The 19,057-nt window shown below is 68.3% G+C and carries 13 protein-coding genes; 7 read left to right on the top strand and 6 right to left on the bottom strand.

Translation table 11 applies throughout. The annotated features are described in order from the left end of the window. The first annotated feature begins 62 nt into the window (after positions 1 to 62). From FHT19_RS11560 to FHT19_RS11535, 6 genes are read left to right on the top strand one after another with little or no spacing between them, the layout of a single operon-like run. The gene (locus tag FHT19_RS11560; RefSeq protein WP_169475239.1) at positions 63 to 1,217 is read left to right on the top strand and encodes an enolase C-terminal domain-like protein; all 1,155 of its coding nucleotides are present in this window, start codon (positions 63 to 65) and stop codon (positions 1,215 to 1,217) included. A 2-nt stretch (positions 1,218 to 1,219) separates the two neighbouring features. Beyond that, positions 1,220 to 3,325 (top strand): hydantoinase/oxoprolinase family protein, encoded by a 2,106-nt coding sequence (locus FHT19_RS11555; protein WP_169475238.1) that lies wholly within the window; start codon positions 1,220 to 1,222, stop codon positions 3,323 to 3,325. After that, a complete protein-coding gene (locus FHT19_RS11550; RefSeq protein ID WP_169475237.1) occupies positions 3,315 to 5,084 on the top strand; it encodes a hydantoinase B/oxoprolinase family protein in 1,770 nt (589 codons plus the stop codon). The genes FHT19_RS11555 and FHT19_RS11550 overlap by 11 nt, the downstream gene beginning before the upstream one ends. Beyond that, positions 5,081 to 6,280, top strand: a complete 1,200-nt coding sequence (locus tag FHT19_RS11545; protein ID WP_169475236.1) for a cytochrome P450 — start codon at positions 5,081 to 5,083, stop codon at positions 6,278 to 6,280. Before FHT19_RS11550 ends, FHT19_RS11545 begins: the two co-directional genes overlap by 4 nt. 16 nt (positions 6,281 to 6,296) lie before the next feature. After that, the gene (locus FHT19_RS11540; RefSeq protein WP_169475235.1) at positions 6,297 to 7,037 is read left to right on the top strand and encodes an SDR family NAD(P)-dependent oxidoreductase; all 741 of its coding nucleotides are present in this window, start codon (positions 6,297 to 6,299) and stop codon (positions 7,035 to 7,037) included. 4 nt (positions 7,038 to 7,041) lie between these two features. Continuing rightward, a complete protein-coding gene (locus FHT19_RS11535) occupies positions 7,042 to 8,535 on the top strand; it encodes a gamma-glutamyltransferase (protein ID WP_169475234.1) in 1,494 nt (497 codons plus the stop codon). Between the two features lie 20 nt (positions 8,536 to 8,555). Here the strand turns inward: FHT19_RS11535 and FHT19_RS11530 are convergent, their stop codons facing one another. The 3 genes from FHT19_RS11530 to FHT19_RS11520 are packed head-to-tail and all read right to left on the bottom strand — an operon-like array spanning position 8,556 to position 12,956. Further along, positions 8,556 to 10,652: a malate synthase G gene (locus FHT19_RS11530; protein WP_211184891.1), complete on the bottom strand. Its 2,097-nt coding sequence runs from the start codon at positions 10,650 to 10,652 to the stop codon at positions 8,556 to 8,558. 30 nt (positions 10,653 to 10,682) lie between these two features. Further along, positions 10,683 to 12,104 carry an allantoinase AllB gene (gene allB, locus FHT19_RS11525; protein WP_169475232.1) on the bottom strand — a complete coding sequence of 474 codons (1,422 nt, stop codon included), beginning with the start codon at positions 12,102 to 12,104 and terminating at the stop codon, positions 10,683 to 10,685. Positions 12,105 to 12,164: 60 nt separating this feature from the next. Beyond that, on the bottom strand, positions 12,165 to 12,956 hold the full coding sequence (locus FHT19_RS11520; protein WP_169475485.1) for an SDR family NAD(P)-dependent oxidoreductase: 792 nt from the start codon (positions 12,954 to 12,956) through the stop codon (positions 12,165 to 12,167). Between the two features lie 162 nt (positions 12,957 to 13,118). Here FHT19_RS11520 and FHT19_RS11515 point away from each other — a divergent pair, with 162 nt between their 5' ends. Continuing rightward, entirely contained in the window at positions 13,119 to 14,114 is a 996-nt protein-coding gene (locus tag FHT19_RS11515) for a LysR family transcriptional regulator (RefSeq protein WP_168557458.1), read from the top strand. 46 nt (positions 14,115 to 14,160) lie between these two features. On the opposite strand, the gene FHT19_RS11510 is transcribed toward FHT19_RS11515, so the two are convergent. From FHT19_RS11510 to FHT19_RS11500, 3 genes are read right to left on the bottom strand one after another with little or no spacing between them, the layout of a single operon-like run. Further along, positions 14,161 to 15,816, bottom strand: coding sequence for a hydantoinase B/oxoprolinase family protein (locus FHT19_RS11510; protein ID WP_168557459.1), 1,656 nt, complete (start codon positions 15,814 to 15,816; stop codon positions 14,161 to 14,163). Continuing rightward, positions 15,813 to 17,909, bottom strand: a complete 2,097-nt coding sequence (locus tag FHT19_RS11505) for a hydantoinase/oxoprolinase family protein (protein ID WP_169475231.1) — start codon at positions 17,907 to 17,909, stop codon at positions 15,813 to 15,815. Before FHT19_RS11505 ends, FHT19_RS11510 begins: the two co-directional genes overlap by 4 nt. After that, positions 17,902 to 18,903 (bottom strand): isopenicillin N synthase family oxygenase, encoded by a 1,002-nt coding sequence (locus FHT19_RS11500; RefSeq protein WP_169475230.1) that lies wholly within the window; start codon positions 18,901 to 18,903, stop codon positions 17,902 to 17,904. Before FHT19_RS11500 ends, FHT19_RS11505 begins: the two co-directional genes overlap by 8 nt. Positions 18,904 to 19,057 lie beyond the last annotated feature (154 nt).

The raw sequence follows: 19,057 nt of genomic DNA, 5'->3' as shown, positions 1-19,057 counted from the left end.
TTTCCTGTAGGAAAATTTCTGTTAGCACATTTGCATCCGCACCCGCCTTGGGAGGCCATGCCTTGAAGATCACTGCCGTCACCGCGTTCCCCTTTCGCCTGCCGGTTCGGCGCGATTTCAAATGGGCGGGCCTTATTGCCGATCTGGGCGGCTTCGTGGCGGTGCGGGTGGAAACCGAAGGCGGCGTGACCGGCTTTGGCGAGGCAACCCCGCTGCCCGACTGGGGCGGTGACTGGGGGCGCCGCTGTGGCGAGACGCAAGCCAGCGTGGTGCAGATGATCGAGCAGGTGCTGGCCCCCGCACTGATCGGCCTGGATGCCACGGCGGTCACTGCCGCGCGCGCCGCGATGGACCGCGTGCTGATCGGCAACAGCTATGCCAAGTGCGCGATCGACATTGCCCTGCACGATGCCTGGGGCAAGATCGTGGGCCAGCCGGTCTACAAGCTGCTGGGCGGCGCCGTGCGCGACAGCGTGCCCGTGGCGCACATGATCGGCCTGATGCACGAAGCCGAAGCGCTAGACGAAGGGCTGGGCGCGGTGGCCGATGGCGTGCACGCGTTGCAGATCAAGGGCGGGGTCGATCTGGCGCGCGACGTGCGGCTGGTGGCGGCACTGCGCCGCGAACTGGGCCACGACATCACGCTGCGGCTCGATGCCAATCAGGGTTACGGCCACGGCAAGGCCGCCACGCAAGCCGTGCTGCGCCTGGCCGAGGCGGGCGCCAGCCTGGTGGAGCAGCCCACCACCGGCCTGCCGTTCATGGCCGCCGTCACGGCGGCATCGCCGCTGCCGATCATTGCCGATGAAAGCTGCTGGGACATTCACGACGCGCTCGACGTGGCCGAACGCGGCGCGGCCGATTGCCTGTCGATCTACCTGGCCAAGGCCGGCGGTTTCGTCGGCGCGGGCGGGGTGGCGCGGGTGGCCGCCGCGCGCAAGATGGCCTGCGATGTCAACGGGTCGATCGAATCCGCCATCGGCACGGCGGCCAACGTCCATTTCGCCCTGGCCCATGGCGCCGTCACGCTGGGCGCGGTGATCGCCATCAGCGCGCCGGCAGGCACCCACCCCTGCCGCATCGCCGGCCGCTATTACGAAGACGATGTGCTGGCAGCGCCCATGGCCGTGGCCGATGGCGCGATCCTGCCGCTCGATGCGCCGGGCCTGGGCATTATCGTGGACGAGGACAAGCTCGCCCACTATCGGTGTCACTGACCATGGCCGGTTATCGCATCGCGGCCGATATCGGCGGCACCTTCACCGACATCGCCTGCCTTTCGCCCGATGGCACGCTGACCACCGCCAAAGTGCCGACCACGCCGGGCGACTATGCCCGCGCCATCCTGGCCGGCATTGCCGACGTGGCCGCGCGGCTGGGCCTGCAACCGGCCGATTTTGCCGAGATCCTCCACGCCTCCACCATCGCCACCAACGCGATCCTTGAAGGCAAGGGCGCGCGCACCGCGCTGGTAACGACCGAAGGCTTTCGCGACGTACTGGAAATGCGGCGCATCCGCGTGCCGCGTCTCTACGAGCCGCTTTATCAAAAGCCCGCCCCGCTCAGCCCGCGCCGCCTGCGGCTGGAAGTGCCCGAGCGCATGGGGCCGCGCGGCGAAGTGATCCGGCCGCTCGATACCGGCGCGCTGGTCCAGGTGGCGCAAGCCCTGGGCCAGGCCGGGGTGGACGCCGTGGCGGTGTGCTTCCTGCACAGCTACGCCAACCCGGCGCACGAGGCCAAGGCCCTGCAAATCCTCAAGGAAGTTCTGCCGCCCGAAACCTTCCTCTGCGCCAGCCACGAAGTGCTGCCCGAAATCCGCGAATACGAGCGGACCAGCACCACCGTGGTCAACGCCTATATCGGCCCGGTGGTCAGCGCCTATCTCGGCGCCTTGCAGGAACGGCTGATTGCCGCCGGGCTCGATGGCCGGCTGCTGATGATGCAATCGAGCGGTGGGCTGCTCGACGTGGCCCAAGTGATCGCGCGGCCTGCCACGGTGGTGGAAAGCGGCCCGGCCGCGGGCGTGGTCGGCGCCGCGCGCCTGGGCGGCGGGGCCGGGCACGATCATGTCATCACCTTCGACATGGGCGGCACCACGGCCAAAGCCTCGCTGATCGAGCATGGCCGCCTGGCCACCACCGACGAATACGAAGTGGGCGGCGGCATTTCGATGTCGAGCGCGCTGGCCAAGGGTGGCGGCTATGCCCTGAAACTGCCGGTGATCGACGTGTCCGAAGTGGGCGCGGGCGGGGGCAGCGTGGTGCGGGTGGATGCCGGCGGCGCGCTGAAAGTGGGGCCGGAAAGCGCGGGCGCCGTGCCTGGGCCGGCCTGCTATGCCGCCGGCGGCACCCAGGCCACCGTCACCGATGCCAACGTCGTGCTGGGCTATCTCAATCCCGTGGCGCTGGCCGGCGGCACCGTGCCGATCGACGCCAGCCTGTCGCACGCGGCGATTGATGACGCTGTGTGCCAGCACCTACGCTGCACGCTGGAAGAGGCCGCATGGGGCATCCACCGCCTGGCCAACGCCGCGATGATGCGCGCGGTCAAGGCGGTTTCCACCTATCGCGGCCGCGATCCGCGCGATTTCGCCCTGTTTGCGTTCGGCGGCAACGGCGGCATCCACGCCGCCGCGCTGGCCCGCGAACTGGGCATGGCCCAGGTGATCGTGCCGCCCGGCGCTGGCGTGTTCAGCGCGGTGGGCCTGTTGTTCACCGATCACGAAGTGAGCCGCTCGGCAGCACTCGGCCGCCCCCTGGCCGACGATGCCGAAACCCTGGCCGCGATCACCCGGGCGCTGGCCCGGCTGGACGCGGATGTGCGGGCCGAACTGGGCGCGCATCCGGCGCTGGCGCTGCGCTGCCGGGCAGACTTGCGCTATCACGGCCAAGGCTTCGAACTGGGCGTGGACGTGCCGCCCGGCGCGATCACCCCCGCCTGGATCGAGGCGCTGCGCACCGCATTCGAGGCCGAGCATCGCCGCTCCTATGGCCACGACCTTGGCCCCCACCGCATCGACCTGGTCACCCTGCGCGCGATCGGCACGATCCCGCCACAAGGCCCCACGGCCATTGCCCCGGCGGCTGTCCTAACGCCAGCCGCTGCACCGGAAACCACCCGCGCCTGCTGGTTCGGGCCAGAGCATGGACGCATCGCAACCCCGGTGATCGATCGCGCCGCGCTGCGCGATGAACCGCGCGCCGGGCCGTTGATCGTGGAGGAATACGAAGGCACCACCGTGGTGCCGCCCGATGCCACGGCGCGGCGCGACACGGCGGGCAATATCGTGATCACCCTTGGCGCAGGAGCCACCCATGTCGCGTGATGTCGATCCCATCCTGCTCGAAGTGTTCAAGAACGGGTTCGAGGCCGTGGCCGACGAGATGGCCCTGATCCTCATGCGCACGGCCCATTCCCCGATCGTGCGCGATGCGATGGATTTCTCCACCGCCTTGTGCGACGCGGCCGGGCAGAACCTGGCCCAGGGGCTGACCACGCCGATGCACCTGGGCAGTTTTCACGATGCCATGCGCCACCTGATCGGCGAATATGGCGCCGATATCGCCGATGGCGACGTGTTCATCGGCAACGATCCCTATCTCGCCTCGGGCCAGCACCTGCCCGATATCTATGTGATCCGGCCGATCTTCCACGCCGGCGCGATCCACGGCTGGGCAGCCACGATCGCCCACCATGTCGATGTGGGTGGCCTCGTGCCCGGCAGCAATTCGTTGAGCGCGGTCGAAATCCACCAGGAAGGCCTGCGCCTGCCGTTCGTGAAGCTCTATCGCGCCGGCCGGCCCGATCCGGTCGTCACCCGCCTGATCGCCGCCAACGTGCGCACGCCCGATCAGGTGCTCGGCGATATCGAGGCGCAAGTGGCCGCTGCCCATGCCGGCGCACGTGGCCTTGTCGCGATGATCGATCGCCATGGCGCGCAGACCATCGCCGCCTATGGCGCCGCGCTGCACGATTATGCCGAACGCCTGGCGCGCGCCGCCATCCGCGCCATTCCCGATGGCACCTATCGCTTCGAAGACCATATCGACGGGCTGGGCGACAATCCGCAGCCGGTGCTGTTTCGCCTGGCGCTGACCGTGGCGGGCGAAGAAGTCACCGCCGACTGGACCGGCACGGCGCCGCAAGTGCGCGGCGGCATCAACGCGCCGATCTCGTTCTGCAAGTCCAACGTCTATGCCGCGCTGCGCTCTGTCATGGGGGCCGACGTGCCCAATTGCCATGGCTATACCCGGCCGATCCACGTGGTCGCGCCCGAAGCCAGCGTGCTCAACTGCACCTATCCCGCCCCCTGCGGCGCGCGCGGCATCACCGGCTATCGCATTGTCGATTGCGTGTTCGGCGCGCTTGCCCAGGCCGTGCCCGACAAAGTCGCCGCCGATGGCGCGGGCGGCTCCACCCTGCCCAGCTTCAGCGGCCGGATCGACGGGCGCACGTTCGTGTTCTCGGAATGCGTGATGGGGGTGTGGGGCGCAACCAGCGAACATGATGGCCAGGAAGGCGTGCCGCACATGGCATCGAACCAGGCCAACGTGCCGATCGAAACGATCGAGGCCGATTACCCCATCCGCATCGAACGCTATGGCCTGGTGGCCGATAGCGGCGGGCCGGGCCGCAACCGGGGTGGCCTGGCCGTGCTGCGCGAATACCGCATGCTGGCCGACGATATCTTTTTCGGGGTGCGGTCGGACAAGGTGATCCACCCGCCCCACGGCCTCCAGGGCGGCCGCGCCGGCACACCGGCCAGCAATCTGCTGGAACGCAGCGGGGGCTTGCGCATCCTGCCCGCCATGCCGACCACGCCGTTCCTGCTCCAGACCGGCGAAGTCTATCGCCACGTCATGGCCGGCGGTGGCGGCTTCGGCTCTGCGCTGGAGCGCGCGCCCGACCGCGTGCGCGAGGACGTGCTCGATGGCCGGGTCAGCCGCAGCCACGCCCGCGATGCCTATGGCGTGGTGATCACCGCCGATGGCACGCTGGATGAAGAAGCCACCACCGCGCTGCGCAGCCGCATGGCGCCCCGTGCCGCCGCCCCGCGCCAGACCGGCCGGGAGACACGGGCATGAGCGCGGTCCACACCAACCCGCGCCCGGTTTCCGCGCTCGATCCGTTCTCGGCCGAATTCCGCGCCGATCCCTTTGCCGCCTATGCCCAGCTCCGCGCCACCGGGCCGATCGTGTGGCTGGAGCAATATGGCATCTGGGTGGTGCAGCACCACGCCCAGGTCAAGGATGTGCTCACCGACTGGCGCCGCTTCAGCAATGCCGGTGGCGGCGGGTTGACCAACTATTTCAAGGAACCCAACTGGCGCCAGCCCAGCATCATCCTGGAAGTGGACCCGCCCGAACACGAGCGCACCCGCAAGGTCATGATGCGGGTGATCAATGCCAATGCGGTCAAGTCCCTGCGCGGCGGATTCGAAACCGTGGCGCGCCGCCTGGTCGACGCGGCCCTGGCCCAGGGCGAGATCGAGGCGGTTTCGCAACTCGTCCAGCCGTTCCCCCTCACGGTCTTTCCCGATGCGGTGGGCATGCCCCCGCTCGATCGCGAAATCATGCTGGTCTATGGTGGCATGGTGTTCGGCGCGTTCGGCCCGCGCACGGCGTGGTACGACCAGTTGATGGAACGGGCCGAGGAAGTCTCGGCCTGGATCGACGCGCACTGCGCGCGCGCCGCGCTGACGGATGATGGCCTGGGCGCCGGAATCTATGCCGCCGCCGATGCGGGCGAGATCACCCACGACGAAGCGCGCCTGCTGGTGCGCTCGTTCCTGTCGGCCGGGGTCGATACCACGATCGATTCCATCGGCCTGGCTTTGCGCGCGCTGGCCGAGCATCCCGAACAATGGGCGCTGCTGCGCGCCGATCCCGCACGCGCGCGCAATGCCTTCGAAGAGGCGACGCGCTATGACAGCTCGTCGCAAAGCCTGTTTCGCACCACCACGCAATCCTTCGAATTTGCCGGGCAGACGCTGGACCGCCACGAAAAGGTGCTGGTCCTGATCGGTTCGGCCGGGCGCGATCCGGCGGTGTGGGACGAACCCGATCGTTTCGACATCCGCCGCCGCCTGACTCACCAGGTCGGCTATGGCACCGGCATCCACGGCTGCGTGGCCCAGATGATGGCCCGCCTGGAAGGCGAAGTGTTCTTTCGCGCGCTGGCCGAAAAGGTCGGCACCCTTACCTGCACCGGCCCATCGCAGTTGCGGCTGGTGCCGGGGCTGCGCGGGCTGTCCAGCCTGCCCTTGGCCCTTGCGGCCTGAAGGAGAAGACAACACCATGGCCACCGTGATCGTTGCTGGCGGCGCCACCGGAATCGGCCGCGCCAGCGCCCTGGGCTTTCGCGCGCGGGGCGATGATGTCCTGCTCATCGACCATCGCGAGGAAGCGGCGCAAGTCGCGGCCGAGGATCTGCCCGGCCGCTGCCTGTTCATGGCCGCAGACCTGGCCGATCCCGAAGTGCCGGCCCGCGCCGTGGCATTGGCGGTGGAAACCTTTGGCGGGCTCGACAGCGTGCTGGTGACAGCGGCCGTCATGCAATCGGCGGCGCTGGCGGAATGGACGCCGCAGATGTGGGCGCAATCGGTCAACCTCAACCTGGCCATGCCGTTCTTCCTGGCCCAGGCCGCCGCGCCGCACCTGCGGCGATCGGAAAATCCGTCGATCGTGCTGATTTCCTCCACCGGTGCGCTGCGCGGCCATGCCGGCATGTCGGCCTACCAGGCCACCAAGGCCGCCCTGCCTGGCCTCGCCCGCAGCCTGACTGCCGAACTAGGCCCCGATGGCATCCGCATCAACTGCATCCTGCCCGGCTGGATCGAAACGCCGTTCAACGATCCGTTCTGGCAGTACCAGCCCGATCCGGCCGAAAAACGCCGCGCGATCGAGGCGCAGATTCCCCTGCGCCGTCAGGGAGAACCACTGGACGTGGCCAGCATGGTGCTGTTCCTGTGCTCCCCGCAAGGGCGCTATATCGCCGGCACGTCGATCGTGATCGACGGCGGCTATACGGCGGTCTGAGGCCATGGCCCACTCCCATGGCTGGCGCCTGGCAGACAGCTTTTCCTCCGTCGTGCGCCCGGCGCTGCTCGGCAGCCTGGGCGCGGTTTCGGCCGCGCATCCCCTAGCCGTCGCCGCCGGGCAGGCCGCGCTGTTCGCCGGTGGTTCGGCGGCTGACGCGGCCATTGCGGCGCAGGCCGTGCTCTGCGTGCTGTGCCCCGATGCCTGCGGACTGGGCGGTGACATGTTTGCCCTGGTCGCCGATCGGGCGCAGACCCTGGCGATCAACGGCGCCGGCGCCACGCCGCAGGCCGCCACCACCTTTGCCGACGACGGGCCGCACAGCGTGACCGTGCCCGGCCTGGCCGGCGGCTGGGCCAAGCTGCATCGCCGCTGGGGCCGCCTGCCCGCCGCCACCGTGCTGGCCCCGGCCATTCGCCTGGCGCAGGATGGCCATCGCGTTTCGCCCACGCTGGCTGCGGCGGTCACGGCACAGCGCGCGCGGCTGCTCGCCCATGGCGCGGCAGCGTGGTCGCTACTCAGCCTGACCACGGGCGATCGCCTGATGCAGCCCGAACTCGCCACTTTGCTGCGTAGCCTCGCCCACGATGGCTTCGACGCGTTCTACACCGGCGCGCCTGCTGCGGCGATTGCCAACGCCTTGGCGCGGCAGGGCGGCGCGATGGACCGGCGCGACCTCGCGCGCCATGTCACCCATGTCAGCCCGGCTCTCACCGTGGCTTATGCCGGGTGCACCGTGGCGGTGCAGCCCCCGCCCACCCAGGGCGTGCTTCTGGGCATGGCGCTCAAGGGAATGGCCGCCTGCGCCCCGGCCGACGATGCCGGGTCCGATCACACCGCCGTGGAATTGACCGAGGCCGCCTTTGCCTGGCGCGACGATGCCGCGCATCTGGGCGCCGCGCTGCTCGACCAGCCGCTGCCGATCGACCCGCAGCGCGCCGCGCGGCGCGGCGGTCCGCGCGCCTATCTCCACACCGCCGGGGTGGCGACGGCCGATGCCGATGGACTGGTGGTGTCATCGCTGGTTTCGGTGTTCGACGATTTCGGCAGCTGCGTCTTCGTGCCCGAACTGGGCATCACGCTCAACAACCGCGCCGGCGGCTTCACCCGTGGCGCCAATGCCCCGGCCGCCGGCAAGCGCCCGGTGCACACCCTGGCCCCGGCGCTGGTGCGCGGCCCGCAAGGCTGCCTGGCCTTGGCCACGCCGGGCGCCGATGGCCAGGTGCAGACCCTGTTGCAGGTGATCGACCGCACCTTGCGCCGGGGGCAGGACCTGGCCGGCGCCATCGCCGCCCCGCGCTGGCGCAGCGAAGGCGCGCACCTGCTGATCGAGGAAGGCCATCCCCAGGCCGCGGCCCTGGCCCGCCGCGGCCATGCCCTGGCCCCGCTGCCACCAGGCCAGATGCGCTTTGGCGCCGTCGCCTGCGCGGGCCTGAGCGATGGCACGCCCCTGGCCGTGGCCGATTGGCGGCGCGATAGCTGGGCCGGCGTCGCCTGACGCCGGCCCACGCCGCGAAATTATGCCGCCTTGGCCCGCGCGCGAAAGGCGTGGAGCAGCGGCTCGGTATAGCCGCTGGACTGCGCTTGCCCGGCAAAGACCAACGCGCGCGCCGCCTGGAGGGCCAGGCTGCCCTGCGGATCGGCGGCCATCGGGCGATAGGCCGGATCGCCCGCGTTCTGCGCATCCACGCGCGCGGCCATTGCCAGCAGCGCCGCATCGACCTGATCCGCCGTGACCACGCCGTGGCGCAGCCAGTTGGCCAGGTGCTGGCTGGAAATGCGCAAGGTGGCGCGGTCTTCCATCAGGCCCACGTCGTCCAGGTCCGGCACCTTGGAACAGCCCACGCCTTGGTCGATCCAGCGCACGACATAGCCGAGCAGGCCTTGCGCGTTATTGTCCACCTCGGCCTGGATCTCTGCCGCGCTCCACGGCCGATCAGGTGCGATGGGCACGGTCAGCAGGTCAGCCAGCGGGGCCAGCGGCTCGGCCAGGCGCTCTGCCTGGCGGGCCGCCACGTCGATGCGGTGGTAATGCGTGGCGTGCAGCACGGCGGCGGTGGGCGAAGGCACCCAGGCGGTGTTGGCGCCGGCCTGCGGGTGCACGGTCTTTTGCGCCAGCATATCGGCCATGCGGTCGGGCATGGCCCACATGCCCTTGCCGATCTGCGCCTTGCCGGCCAGGCCACAGGCCAGCCCGATCTGCACGTTGCGGTCTTCATAGGCGGCGATCCACGGCGTGGCTTTCATCTGGGCCTTGCGCAGCATCGGCCCGGCGCGCATCGCGGTGTGGATCTCGTCACCCGTGCGATCGAGAAAGCCGGTGTTGATGAACATCACCCGGTGGCGCACCGCGTGGATGCAGGCGGCCAGGTTCACGCTGGTGCGGCGCTCTTCGTCCATCACGCCGATCTTGATGGTGTGCCGCGCCAGGCCCAGCAGGTCTTCCACCGCATCGAGCACGTCGTTGGCGAATGCGCATTCCGCCGGCCCGTGCATCTTGGGCTTGACGATATAGATCGAGCCGCTGCGGCTGTTGCGATGAAGCCCGCGCCCCTTCACATCGACCAGGCCGATCAGGCTGGTGATCACCGCATCGACCAGCCCCTCGGGCGCGTCCTGCCCATCGGCCAGGCGCACGGCGGGCGTGGTCATCAGGTGGCCGACATTGCGCACCAGCAGCACCGAGCGCCCCGGCAGGGTGAACGGCCGGCCATCGGGGGCAACATAGCTGCGATCGGGCGCCAGGCGCCGCGTCTGCGTGGCACCGCCCTTGGCAAAGCTGGCCTGGAGATCGCCGCGCAGCAGGCCCAGCCAGTTGGCATAGGCAGCCACTTTGTCTTCCGCATCGACGGCGGCGATCGAATCTTCCAGGTCGCAGATCGTGGTCAGCGCCGCTTCCACCACGATATCGGCAAGGTGCGCACGGTCGGTCGCGCCGATGGGGTGGGCCGGATCGATCACCAGCTCGATATGCAAACCCTTGTTGCGCAGCAGGATGTTGGCGCCCGCACGGCCCGCCCATTGCGCCGGGTCGGCCAGCACCGGATCGCCGCCCGCCCAATCGGCCCACGAACCCTGCGCCAGCGGCACGGCCTGGTCCAGGAACGCGCGGCCCCAGGCAATCACTTGCGCACCGCGCGCCGGGTCATAGCCCGCGCCCGCCGCCGTGCCGGGAATGGCATCGGTCCCATAGAGCGCATCGTAAAGGCTGCCCCAACGCGCGTTGGCGGCATTGAGCAGGAAGCGCGCGTTGAGGATCGGCACCACCAGCTGCGGCCCGGCCAGTTCCGCCAGTTCCGCGTCCACGCCCCATGGGTCCACCTGGAACGGCAGCACCTCGGGCACGAGATAGCCGATCTCGCGCAGGAAGGCTTCGTGCGCGGCGGCGTCGAACGGCTGGCCAACCCGCGCCTCGTGCCAGGCGTCGAGCGCCTGCTGCAAGCGCTCCCGCTCGGCCAGCAGGACGCGGTTTTGCGGCGCAAAGCGTTCCAGCAGCGCGGCAAAACCGGCCCAGAACGCCTCGGGCGCAATTCCGCTGCCGGGCAGCGCCTGGTCTTCGACGAAGGCGGCAAGCGGCGCCGCCACGGCCAGCCCGGCCCTGGTTGTCATGGTCATGGCAATGGAGTCCCGTGGCGTCCTGCCGGCTTAGCGCTGCGGCGCCTTGGCCAGGATCGCGGCCGTGGTGGTGTGGGTGTTTTGCGGCGTGGGCGCGGGCATCTGCTGCACGCGGCGGATGTTGCGCCCATGGCCCTTGGCATCGGTGCAAAGCTGCCCGTCGCGCATTACGAAACGGCCGCGCACCAGGGTGTGGATCGGCGCGCCCTGCGCCACCCAGCCCTGGAACGGGGTGGAATTGCCCTTGGACTGCAGATCGGCCGAATCCACCACGGTTTCACGGTCAAGGTCCACGATCACGATATCCGCGTCCGATCCGGGCAGCAGCGCGCCCTTGCGCGGATAGAGGCCAAAGGCCTTGGCCGGGGCAAGCGAGGTCATCTTCACATATTGCGTGATGGTCATGCGGCCCGAAACCACCTGGCTGAGCATCAGCGGCATCTGGGTCTGCACCCCGGTAAAGCCGCAGTCGGCGGTCCAAATATCGTCGCGGTGCTTTTCATCGTGGCTGTGTGGCGCATGGTCGGTCGCGATCATGTCGATCGTGCCGTCGGCCACGCCCTGCCACAACTGGTCCTGGTGCACTTTCTCGCGCACCGGCGGGTTGACGCGGATCAGCGACTTCTTGTCGGTATAGGCGTGCTCGTCGAGCAGCAGGTAATGCGGGCAGGTTTCCGCGGTGATATCCACCCCGCGCAGCTTGGCTTCGCGCAAGGGGCGCAGTTCGTCGCCCGAGGAAACGTGCAGGATGTGGATGCGCGCGCCGGTCCATTCGGCCAGGATCGCGGCGCGGGCCACCGCTTCCACCGCCACGACCGGGGGCCGCGCGTCGAGGTGGGCCAGCGGGTCGCAGCGCCCGGCGGCCATCAGCTTCTTCTGGCGGCGCGCCATGATCGAGGCGTTTTCGGCGTGCAGCGCCACGCGGTAGCCGTGCTTGGCCACGATCTCGAACCCTTCAAGGATCGCGCCCGAAGGCGGCGAGGGCAGATTGCCGAAGGTGTTGCCCATGAAGCACTTGAACGCGGCCACGCCGCCTTCGATCAGGGCTTCGAGTTCATCGATGTTGGATTCGCCGAGCAGGCCATAGATGCCGAAATCGACATAGGCGGTTTCGGCCTGCTTGAGCTTGAGATTGAGCGCCTCCACCGTGCCGGTCGGCGGGTTGGTGTTGGGCATTTCGAACACCGTGGTCACCCCGCCCATTGCCGCGCTGGCCGTGCCGGTTTCCCAGGTTTCCTTGTGGGTATAGCCCGGATCGCGGAAGTGCACGTGCGCGTCGATCGCGCCGGGCAGCAGGTACTTGCCGGCAGCGTCGAGCACGTCGGCCGCCTCGGGCATGGCATCGGCCGCGCCGATGGCCAGGATGGCACCATCCTTGATGGCCACCGATGCGGCAAAGGTGGTGCTGTCGGTCACCAGGGTGGCGCCGTGGATGACAAGATCGGCAAGCATCGGACAGTCTTTCTGTGGGGGAACGGACAGGATTACACGAAAGGGATTACACGGCCGAGATTACAGGGCCGCCCAGCCACCATCGACCGGCAGGTCGACACCGGTGATCTGGCGCGATGCGTCGGACGCCAGGAACAGGCAGGCATTGGCCACGTCCTCGGCCTGGCTGATACGGCGCAGGGCATATTCGGCGGCGTGCTCGGCAATCACTTCGTCTTCGCTCAGGCCGCGCGCAGCGGCCATGCCGGGCATCACCTTGGTGCGGAAGCGCGGGCCATCGACCATGCCGGGCGCCACGATGTTGACGTTGATGTTGTGCGGCCCGGCCTCGATCGCGGTGGACTTGGTAATCCCGCGCAGGCCCCACTTCGATGCCGAATAGGCCATGCGCCCGGCGCGGCCATGCATGCCGAACGTGCCACCGACATTGACGATCTTGCCATAGCGGCGCGCGATCATCGCCGGCAGCACCGCGCGCATCATGTGGAAGCAGCCCGCCATGTTGAGCCGCACGATCTCGTCGAACGCTTCGGGCGTGGTTTCCCATGCCGGCAGGCCAACCGGGCCGGTTCCGCCCGCCACGTTGACCAGCACATCGACCTGGCCGTGGGCGGCAACCACAGCGGCAACGGCGGCGTCGCACTGCGCCGCATCGGTAACGTCACAAGAAAAAGTTGAAATTCTTTTAGCGTATTCGGGGTTATCTTCACGAAGCTTTTCAAGAGCGGACAAGTCTCTTCCAAGAACAGCTACGAAAGAACCTTCCTTGCAAAACGCATTTGTGATCGCCGGGCCCATGCCCTTTCCGGCACCAGTGATGACCACAACTTTATCTACAAGGCCAATTTCCATACGTAACCCCATGAATTTTTCCGGCGTCTTCACATATTTGAAAAATACTTGTTGATTTTTGCTGCAGCATGTGAAGTGCCTGTCACTGCATAGGCTATCCCCTGTTGCCCTTGGTGTGCTAAAAGGATGGCATGCCGGTGCAAAAATACGAACGGAACCATCGTGGCGCTGCGTAACCAACGAATCTGGGCCTACATCGATGAAGTCGCGCGTGCCGGCTCGGTACGCCAGGCGGCAGAGCGCCTGAACATGACGCCTTCGGCCCTGCTGCGGCGCATCCAGGACGTGGAACACGATCTGGGCGCCCCACTGTTCGAACGCCATTCGCTGGGCGTGCGGCTGACTGCGGCGGGCGAACTGTTCATCCGCTGGATCCGCACGCAATCGGCCGAATTGCAACGCGTCTATTCGCAGATCGAGGAACTGGGCGGCCTGCAGCGCGGCGATATCCGCATCGCCTGCAGCCAGGCGGTGGCGCGCAGCTTCCTGCTGCAGCAAGTGGTGGATTTCCGCGCACGCCATCCCAACGTGAAGTTCCGCATCGTGGTGACCGACCATATCAGCGCGGTGCGCCAGTTGACCGAATACGAGATCGACCTGGCGCTGATCTTTCGCCCGCTGCGCCATCCCGAACTGCACCCGATCCTGTCGATCGGCCAGGGCCTGGTCGCGATCATGGCGGCGGACCATCCCTTGGCCGACAAGGCCGTGCTGCGCCTGCGCGAATGCGCGCATTACGACCTCGCCATGCCCGACACCGCGTTCGGCGGCCGCGAGATCATCGAAACGCGCCTGGCCAACAGCTCGGTCAAGCCGCGCATCGTGGTGGAATCCAACAATTTCGACATGCTCGGCGAAATCGTCGCGTCCAGCGATCTAATCACGTTCCAGATCGACATCGGCGCCGAACTGTGGCGCCGCGATCCGCGCTTTGCCGTGCGCCGCATCAACGATGTGGACCGCACTTATGGCCCGTTGGTGCTGGGCCAACTGAAAGGTCGCCCGCTGCCGCTGGCCGCCGCCAAGTTTGCCGAACAACTGGCGCGCGACATGCACGCCTGCCGCACCCTGCCCATGGCCGAAATGCCAGCGTTCGAAGACGACGAGGATGAACACCTCGCACTCGACATGCAGGAAGAAAGCCCCGACCAGCTGTGAGCCGGCCCCCTCATCCCGGAGCATATCCGGGATGAGGGTTTGCCGGTCAGGACGCCTGGTAGATCGTCCGCGCCGCCTGCGGTGAAACAAAGCCTTCGGCCAGGTCTGCCGCCAGGGCCTCGGGCCGGCGCGCATGGGGATCACCCAGGCCCGCCCCGCCCGGCACATCGAGCACCAGGCGCTGCCCGGCGGGAATTTCCTGCCGGCCCTTGCCGCGCAGCACGGTGCCGTCCGTCAGCCGCACCTGGCCCAGCGAACCGTCGGCGCCGCCCTCGCGCCCGCGTGCGGCATGGCCCACGCGCTCGAACATGGCGAGCACTTCAAAGCCGCTGCCATCGCGCATTGCCACTTCCACGCGCTGGCCCAGCCCGCCGCGCAGCGCCCCGGCGCCGCCGCTGTCGGCCAGCAATTCCTTGCGCCAGATCACGATTGGGGCGCCGTGCTCGGTCACTTCCACCGGCATGGCGCGCACGCCGCTGGGAAAGGCCGTGCCATCCAGGCCATCCTGCCCCGGCCGCGCGCCCGATCCGCCCGAATTGAAGAAGATCGTGTCGAACAGATCGCCCGGCGTGCCTTGCTCGATTTCGGGATGGCGCCCGCGCAACTGCACGCTCCACAGGCACGAAGACCCTTCCACCGGCACGCGATCGGGGATTGCCTGCGACAGGCATCCGAACACCAGATCGGGCAGCATCTGCCCCACGATGTGCCGCGCCGCCACCGGCCAGGGCCGCTGCACGTTGAGGATCGAGCCTTCCGGCGCATCCACTTCGTAAGGCAGCAGCGCGCCATGGTTGTTGGGCACTTCCGGGCTGATCACGCAGCGCAGCGCAAACACGGTATAGGCGCGGGCATAGTTGAGCACCACGTTGATCCCGCGCGGCAGGCAGGCGTCCGATCCGGCGTAGTCCACCTTCACGCGCTCCCCGTCGATGGTCAGCGTGGCGCGCAGGGTGACGGGGGCGTCATAGCCGTCTATCACCAGGCTGCTGCTCCACGAACCTTGCGGCAGGCGCGCGATTTCCGCGCGCGTGGCGTCGAGCGACTGGGTGACGATGGTATCTGCCACGTCCTGGAGATCGTCCATGCCGAATTCGCCCAGCATCGCTGCCAGGCGCCGGATCGCGGCGTTGTTGCTGGTGACATAGCTCAGGATATCGCCGCGCACCTGCAAGGGCGTGCGCACGTTCTGGCAGACGATTTCCAGCAGTTGCTCGTTCAATTCGCCCCGGCTGGCCAGCTTCATCAGCGGGATCTGGATGCCTTCTTCATAGATCGAGCGGCCATCGGGCCCCTGGCCCAGCCCGCCGATATCCACCTGGTGGCAGCACACCCCGAACAGGCCGACGATGCGCCCCTGGTGGAACGCGGGCGAAACCACGGTCACGTCGTGCAGGTGCCCGGCGGTAAGCCAGGGATCGTTGGTGATGAAGTGATCGCCCGGCTCCATCGTAGCGAGCGGGAAGCGGTCGATGAAATGGCGCACGCCCGCCGCCATCGAATTGACATGGCCGGGCGTGCCGGTCACCGCCTCGGCAATCAGGCGGCCTTCCAGGTCGAACAGCGCGGCGGACAGATCGCCCGCATCGCGCACCGTGGTGGAAAAGGCCGTGCGCATCAGGGTCTGCGCCTGTTCTTCGACAATGGCGATCAGGCGGGTCCAGATCACCTGGTGGCGCAGTTGCGACAGGGCATTGCTCATGCGCGGGGCTCCTCGGGCCGGCGGGTACAGACAAGCGTGCGGTTGGCATCCATGCGCGCGTCGAAACGCGGCGAGACGACCGTGGTGGTTTCGCGCTCGGTCACCAGGACCGGGCCACGCACGGCATCGCCCGGCGCCATGTCTTCGCGCGCCACCACGGCAAAGCGCAGGGGCGCGCCATCCTGCGGATCGATCACTTCGCGCCAGGCGGTGGGTTCGATCCAGCGATCGGCCAGAGGCGCGGCGGCGCCCTGCCCTTGCCACACTTGCGCCGCCACGGCGACGCGGAAGGTCAGCAGTTCCACCGGCAGGTCGAGCGCCTGGTTGCCATATTGCGTGCGATAGGCCGCTTCGAACAGGCCGCGCAGTTCCGCCACGCCAGGCAGCGGCCCTGCGGGCAGATCGAACGGGATTTCAAAGCCCTGCCCGGCATAACGGCCCAGCGCCACGCGGCGTTCGCTTTGCGCAGCGCCCGGCGCGCCCTTGGCCACCAGATCTTGCGCCTGTGCGGCCATGGCGCCCAGCAGCGCATCGAGCGTCGCCAGATCGGCGCCCTCGGTCAGCAGCACATGGTGGCTGCGCGCCACTTCATAGGATACCGGCGCGCGCAGAAAGCCAACGGCCGATCCCACGCCCGCGCCGGCCGGCACGATCACCCGGCCAATGCCCAGCTTTTCGGCAAAGCGCACGGCATGGAGCGGCGCCGCGCCGCCAAAGGCGATCAGGCTGCGGTCTTCCAGCGTCATGCCCTGCTCCACCGCGTGAACGCGCGCGGCGCTGGCCATGGTCTCGTCCACGATCTCGCTCACCCCCACGGCCAGCGTGGGTGCCGCGCCGTCCCAGATGCGCAAGTCCGCCAAGGCGGTCGCCGAAGCGGCGGGATCGAGCGAGACCTTGCCCGCGGCAAAGCGCGCCGGATCGATCCGGCCCAGCACGATATCGGCATCGGTCACGGTCGGGCGCGTGCCGCCCCGGCCATAGGCCGCCGGCCCCGGTTCCGATCCGGCCGAATGTGGCCCCACGGCCAGGCGCCCGGCGCGATCGACCGAGGCGATCGAACCGCCGCCCGCGCCGATTTCCACCATTTCCACCACGGGAATGCGCAAGGGCAGGCCCGATCCCTTGCGGAAACGGTGCGCGCGGCCAACCTCGAACACCTGGCTGGTCTGCGGCCGGAATTGGTTGATCAGGCAGATCTTGGCGGTGGTGCCGCCCACGTCCAGCGCCAGCACTTCGCCAGCGCCGCATTCCGCCGCCACCGAGGCCGCAAAGATCGCCCCGCCCGCTGGCCCGCTTTCCACCAGCCGCACCGGAAACCGCGCGGCGATATCCACCGTGGTCAACCCGCCCGAAGAGAGCATCAGATAGAGCGGGCAGGCAAAGCCCATGTCCGCCAGCCGCGTTTCCAGCCGGCGCAGATAGGCGTCGACGATCGGCTGGACATAGGCATTGGCCACCGTGGTGGAAAAGCGTTCGTACTCGCGCATTTCGGGCGAGACTTCGCTCGACAGCGACAGGCTCACGCCCGGCATTTCCTCGGCCAGGATGCGCGCGGCCTGCTGCTCGTGCGCCGGGTTGGCATAGGCATGGAGGAACGCCACCGCCACCGCGCGAATGCCCTCGGCGCGGAACGTGGCCGCCGCCTCGCGCACGCCCGCTTCGTCCAGCGGCAGGAGCACTTCGCCGGTCGCGGCCATGCGCTCGCCCACGCCCAGGCGCAGCTTGCGCGGCACGAGCGGCGCGGGCTTTTCCATGGCGATGTCATACTGGTCGAAGCGGCTTTCGCTGCCCAGCGCCAGCACATCGCGAAAACCTTCGGTGGTCAGCAGGGCCGTGGGCACCCCGCGCCGCTCGATCAGGGCGTTGGTCGCCAAAGTCGTGCCATGGACCACCAGGTCCACGTCGGCCGGGGTGAGCCCCGCTTCGTCGAGCAGCAGCGCCACCCCTTCGAGCAAGGCCCGCTCGGGCGCGTCATAGGTGGTGAGGATCTTGGTCGAATGGCGCGCGGTGGCGGTTTCCAGCACCACGTCGGTAAACGTGCCGCCGATATCGGCACCGATGCGCGCGCGGGGCCGCGAGAGTTGTTCAGCCATAGATGTCCTGGGGATTTTTTGCGAGAGTGGCATAGAAGCGGGCAAGGTGATCGGCCACCTTCACCGCCGGGTAGCGCGGGGTATCCGCCCCCACCAGTTCGGGCAGCGGCGCGACGACCACGGCGCGATCGGGATTGGCGAAATAGGGCACGGAAAAGCGTTCTTCCCCGGCGCGGTTGCGCACGCGGTGGAAGTTCGACAGGAAGCGGCCGTTGGACCACCACATCATCATGTCGCCCACGTTGATGGTATAGGCCCCCGCAATCGGCGGCGCCTTGATCCACACCCCGTCACGGCGCTTCACTTCCAGCCCGCCGACGTCGCCCTGGGCGAGAATGGTGAAGGGCCCTTCGTCGGTGTGCGGCACCATGTTCGACACTTTGTCATCGGCCATGGCGGGCAGGCGCGGATAGAAGTTCATCGACAGTTGCGAGGCGGGATGGCGGAACCACCCGTCAAAGCGGTGTTCGGGCAAGCCCAGGCCCAGCGCAAAGGCGCGCAGCAATTCGCGCGACAGGTTGAGCATCGCATCAAGGTACGCCTCGCTCGCAGCGCGGAACGCGGGCATGTCGGCCGGGAAGCGGTTGGGCTGGTCGAAGATCGCGGCGTGGTCCATGTCGGCCGGATCGGCCGGCCATTCATGCTGCAACCGATATTGCTCGAACAGGCGGGTGTTGCGCGAAAAGCCATCGGCCTCGGGCGCGCCGATCCAGCCGCGATACCATTCGGGCGTTGCCGCGCTCTGCGCCCGCTCGGCGCGGGGCCGGGCAAAGAACGCCGCCGCTGCGGCAAAGACATCCTCGCGTGCGGCCTGGGGCACCCCGTGCCCGGCCAGATAGAAGAAGCCGATCTCTTCGCAGGCGCGGGCGATGGCCTCGGCCACCTCCTGGCGCGCGGCGGCATCGCCGCTCAGGAACGGCGCAAAATCAATGAGAGGCACCTCGTCCAGCGTGATCGCTTGGGCGGCGGATACGTCATCGGCGGAACGGCTCATCGAACAGGCTCCATCGCGAAGGCCAAGGGCAGGGCGCGCAGGCAGCGCCACCATGCCGGCCGGGCATATGGTATGACTAAGGCAACACTTGGCCCCTGAGCGTTGTTTTTTTGGTACTCCCCCGCTGCCGAAACATCACCTTGGCGCACCACCC

It is taken from the genome of Novosphingobium sp. SG919, from assembly GCF_012932495.1.
Lineage (GTDB): Bacteria > Pseudomonadota > Alphaproteobacteria > Sphingomonadales > Sphingomonadaceae > Novosphingobium > Novosphingobium rhizosphaerae.
The sequence above is the reverse complement of the archived record's forward strand: the minus strand, read 5'-3'. Positions and strand labels throughout refer to the sequence as shown.

What these genes read in the sequence shown, in the direction of transcription:
- FHT19_RS11555 (WP_169475238.1), top strand. Translation starts at nt 1,220, where the DNA reads ATGGCCGGTTATCGCATCGCGGCCGATATCGGCGGCACCTTCACCGAC.
- FHT19_RS11550 (WP_169475237.1), top strand. Translation starts at nt 3,315, where the DNA reads ATGTCGCGTGATGTCGATCCCATCCTGCTCGAAGTGTTCAAGAACGGG.
- FHT19_RS11545 (WP_169475236.1), top strand. Translation starts at nt 5,081, where the DNA reads ATGAGCGCGGTCCACACCAACCCGCGCCCGGTTTCCGCGCTCGATCCG.
- FHT19_RS11540 (WP_169475235.1), top strand. Translation starts at nt 6,297, where the DNA reads ATGGCCACCGTGATCGTTGCTGGCGGCGCCACCGGAATCGGCCGCGCC.
- FHT19_RS11535 (WP_169475234.1), top strand. Translation starts at nt 7,042, where the DNA reads ATGGCCCACTCCCATGGCTGGCGCCTGGCAGACAGCTTTTCCTCCGTC.
- FHT19_RS11530 (WP_211184891.1), bottom strand. Translation starts at nt 10,652, where the DNA reads ATGACCATGACAACCAGGGCCGGGCTGGCCGTGGCGGCGCCGCTTGCC.
- allB (WP_169475232.1), bottom strand. Translation starts at nt 12,104, where the DNA reads ATGCTTGCCGATCTTGTCATCCACGGCGCCACCCTGGTGACCGACAGC.
- FHT19_RS11520 (WP_169475485.1), bottom strand. Translation starts at nt 12,956, where the DNA reads ATGGAAATTGGCCTTGTAGATAAAGTTGTGGTCATCACTGGTGCCGGA.
- FHT19_RS11510 (WP_168557459.1), bottom strand. Translation starts at nt 15,816, where the DNA reads ATGAGCAATGCCCTGTCGCAACTGCGCCACCAGGTGATCTGGACCCGC.
- FHT19_RS11505 (WP_169475231.1), bottom strand. Translation starts at nt 17,909, where the DNA reads ATGGCTGAACAACTCTCGCGGCCCCGCGCGCGCATCGGTGCCGATATC.
- FHT19_RS11500 (WP_169475230.1), bottom strand. Translation starts at nt 18,903, where the DNA reads ATGAGCCGTTCCGCCGATGACGTATCCGCCGCCCAAGCGATCACGCTG.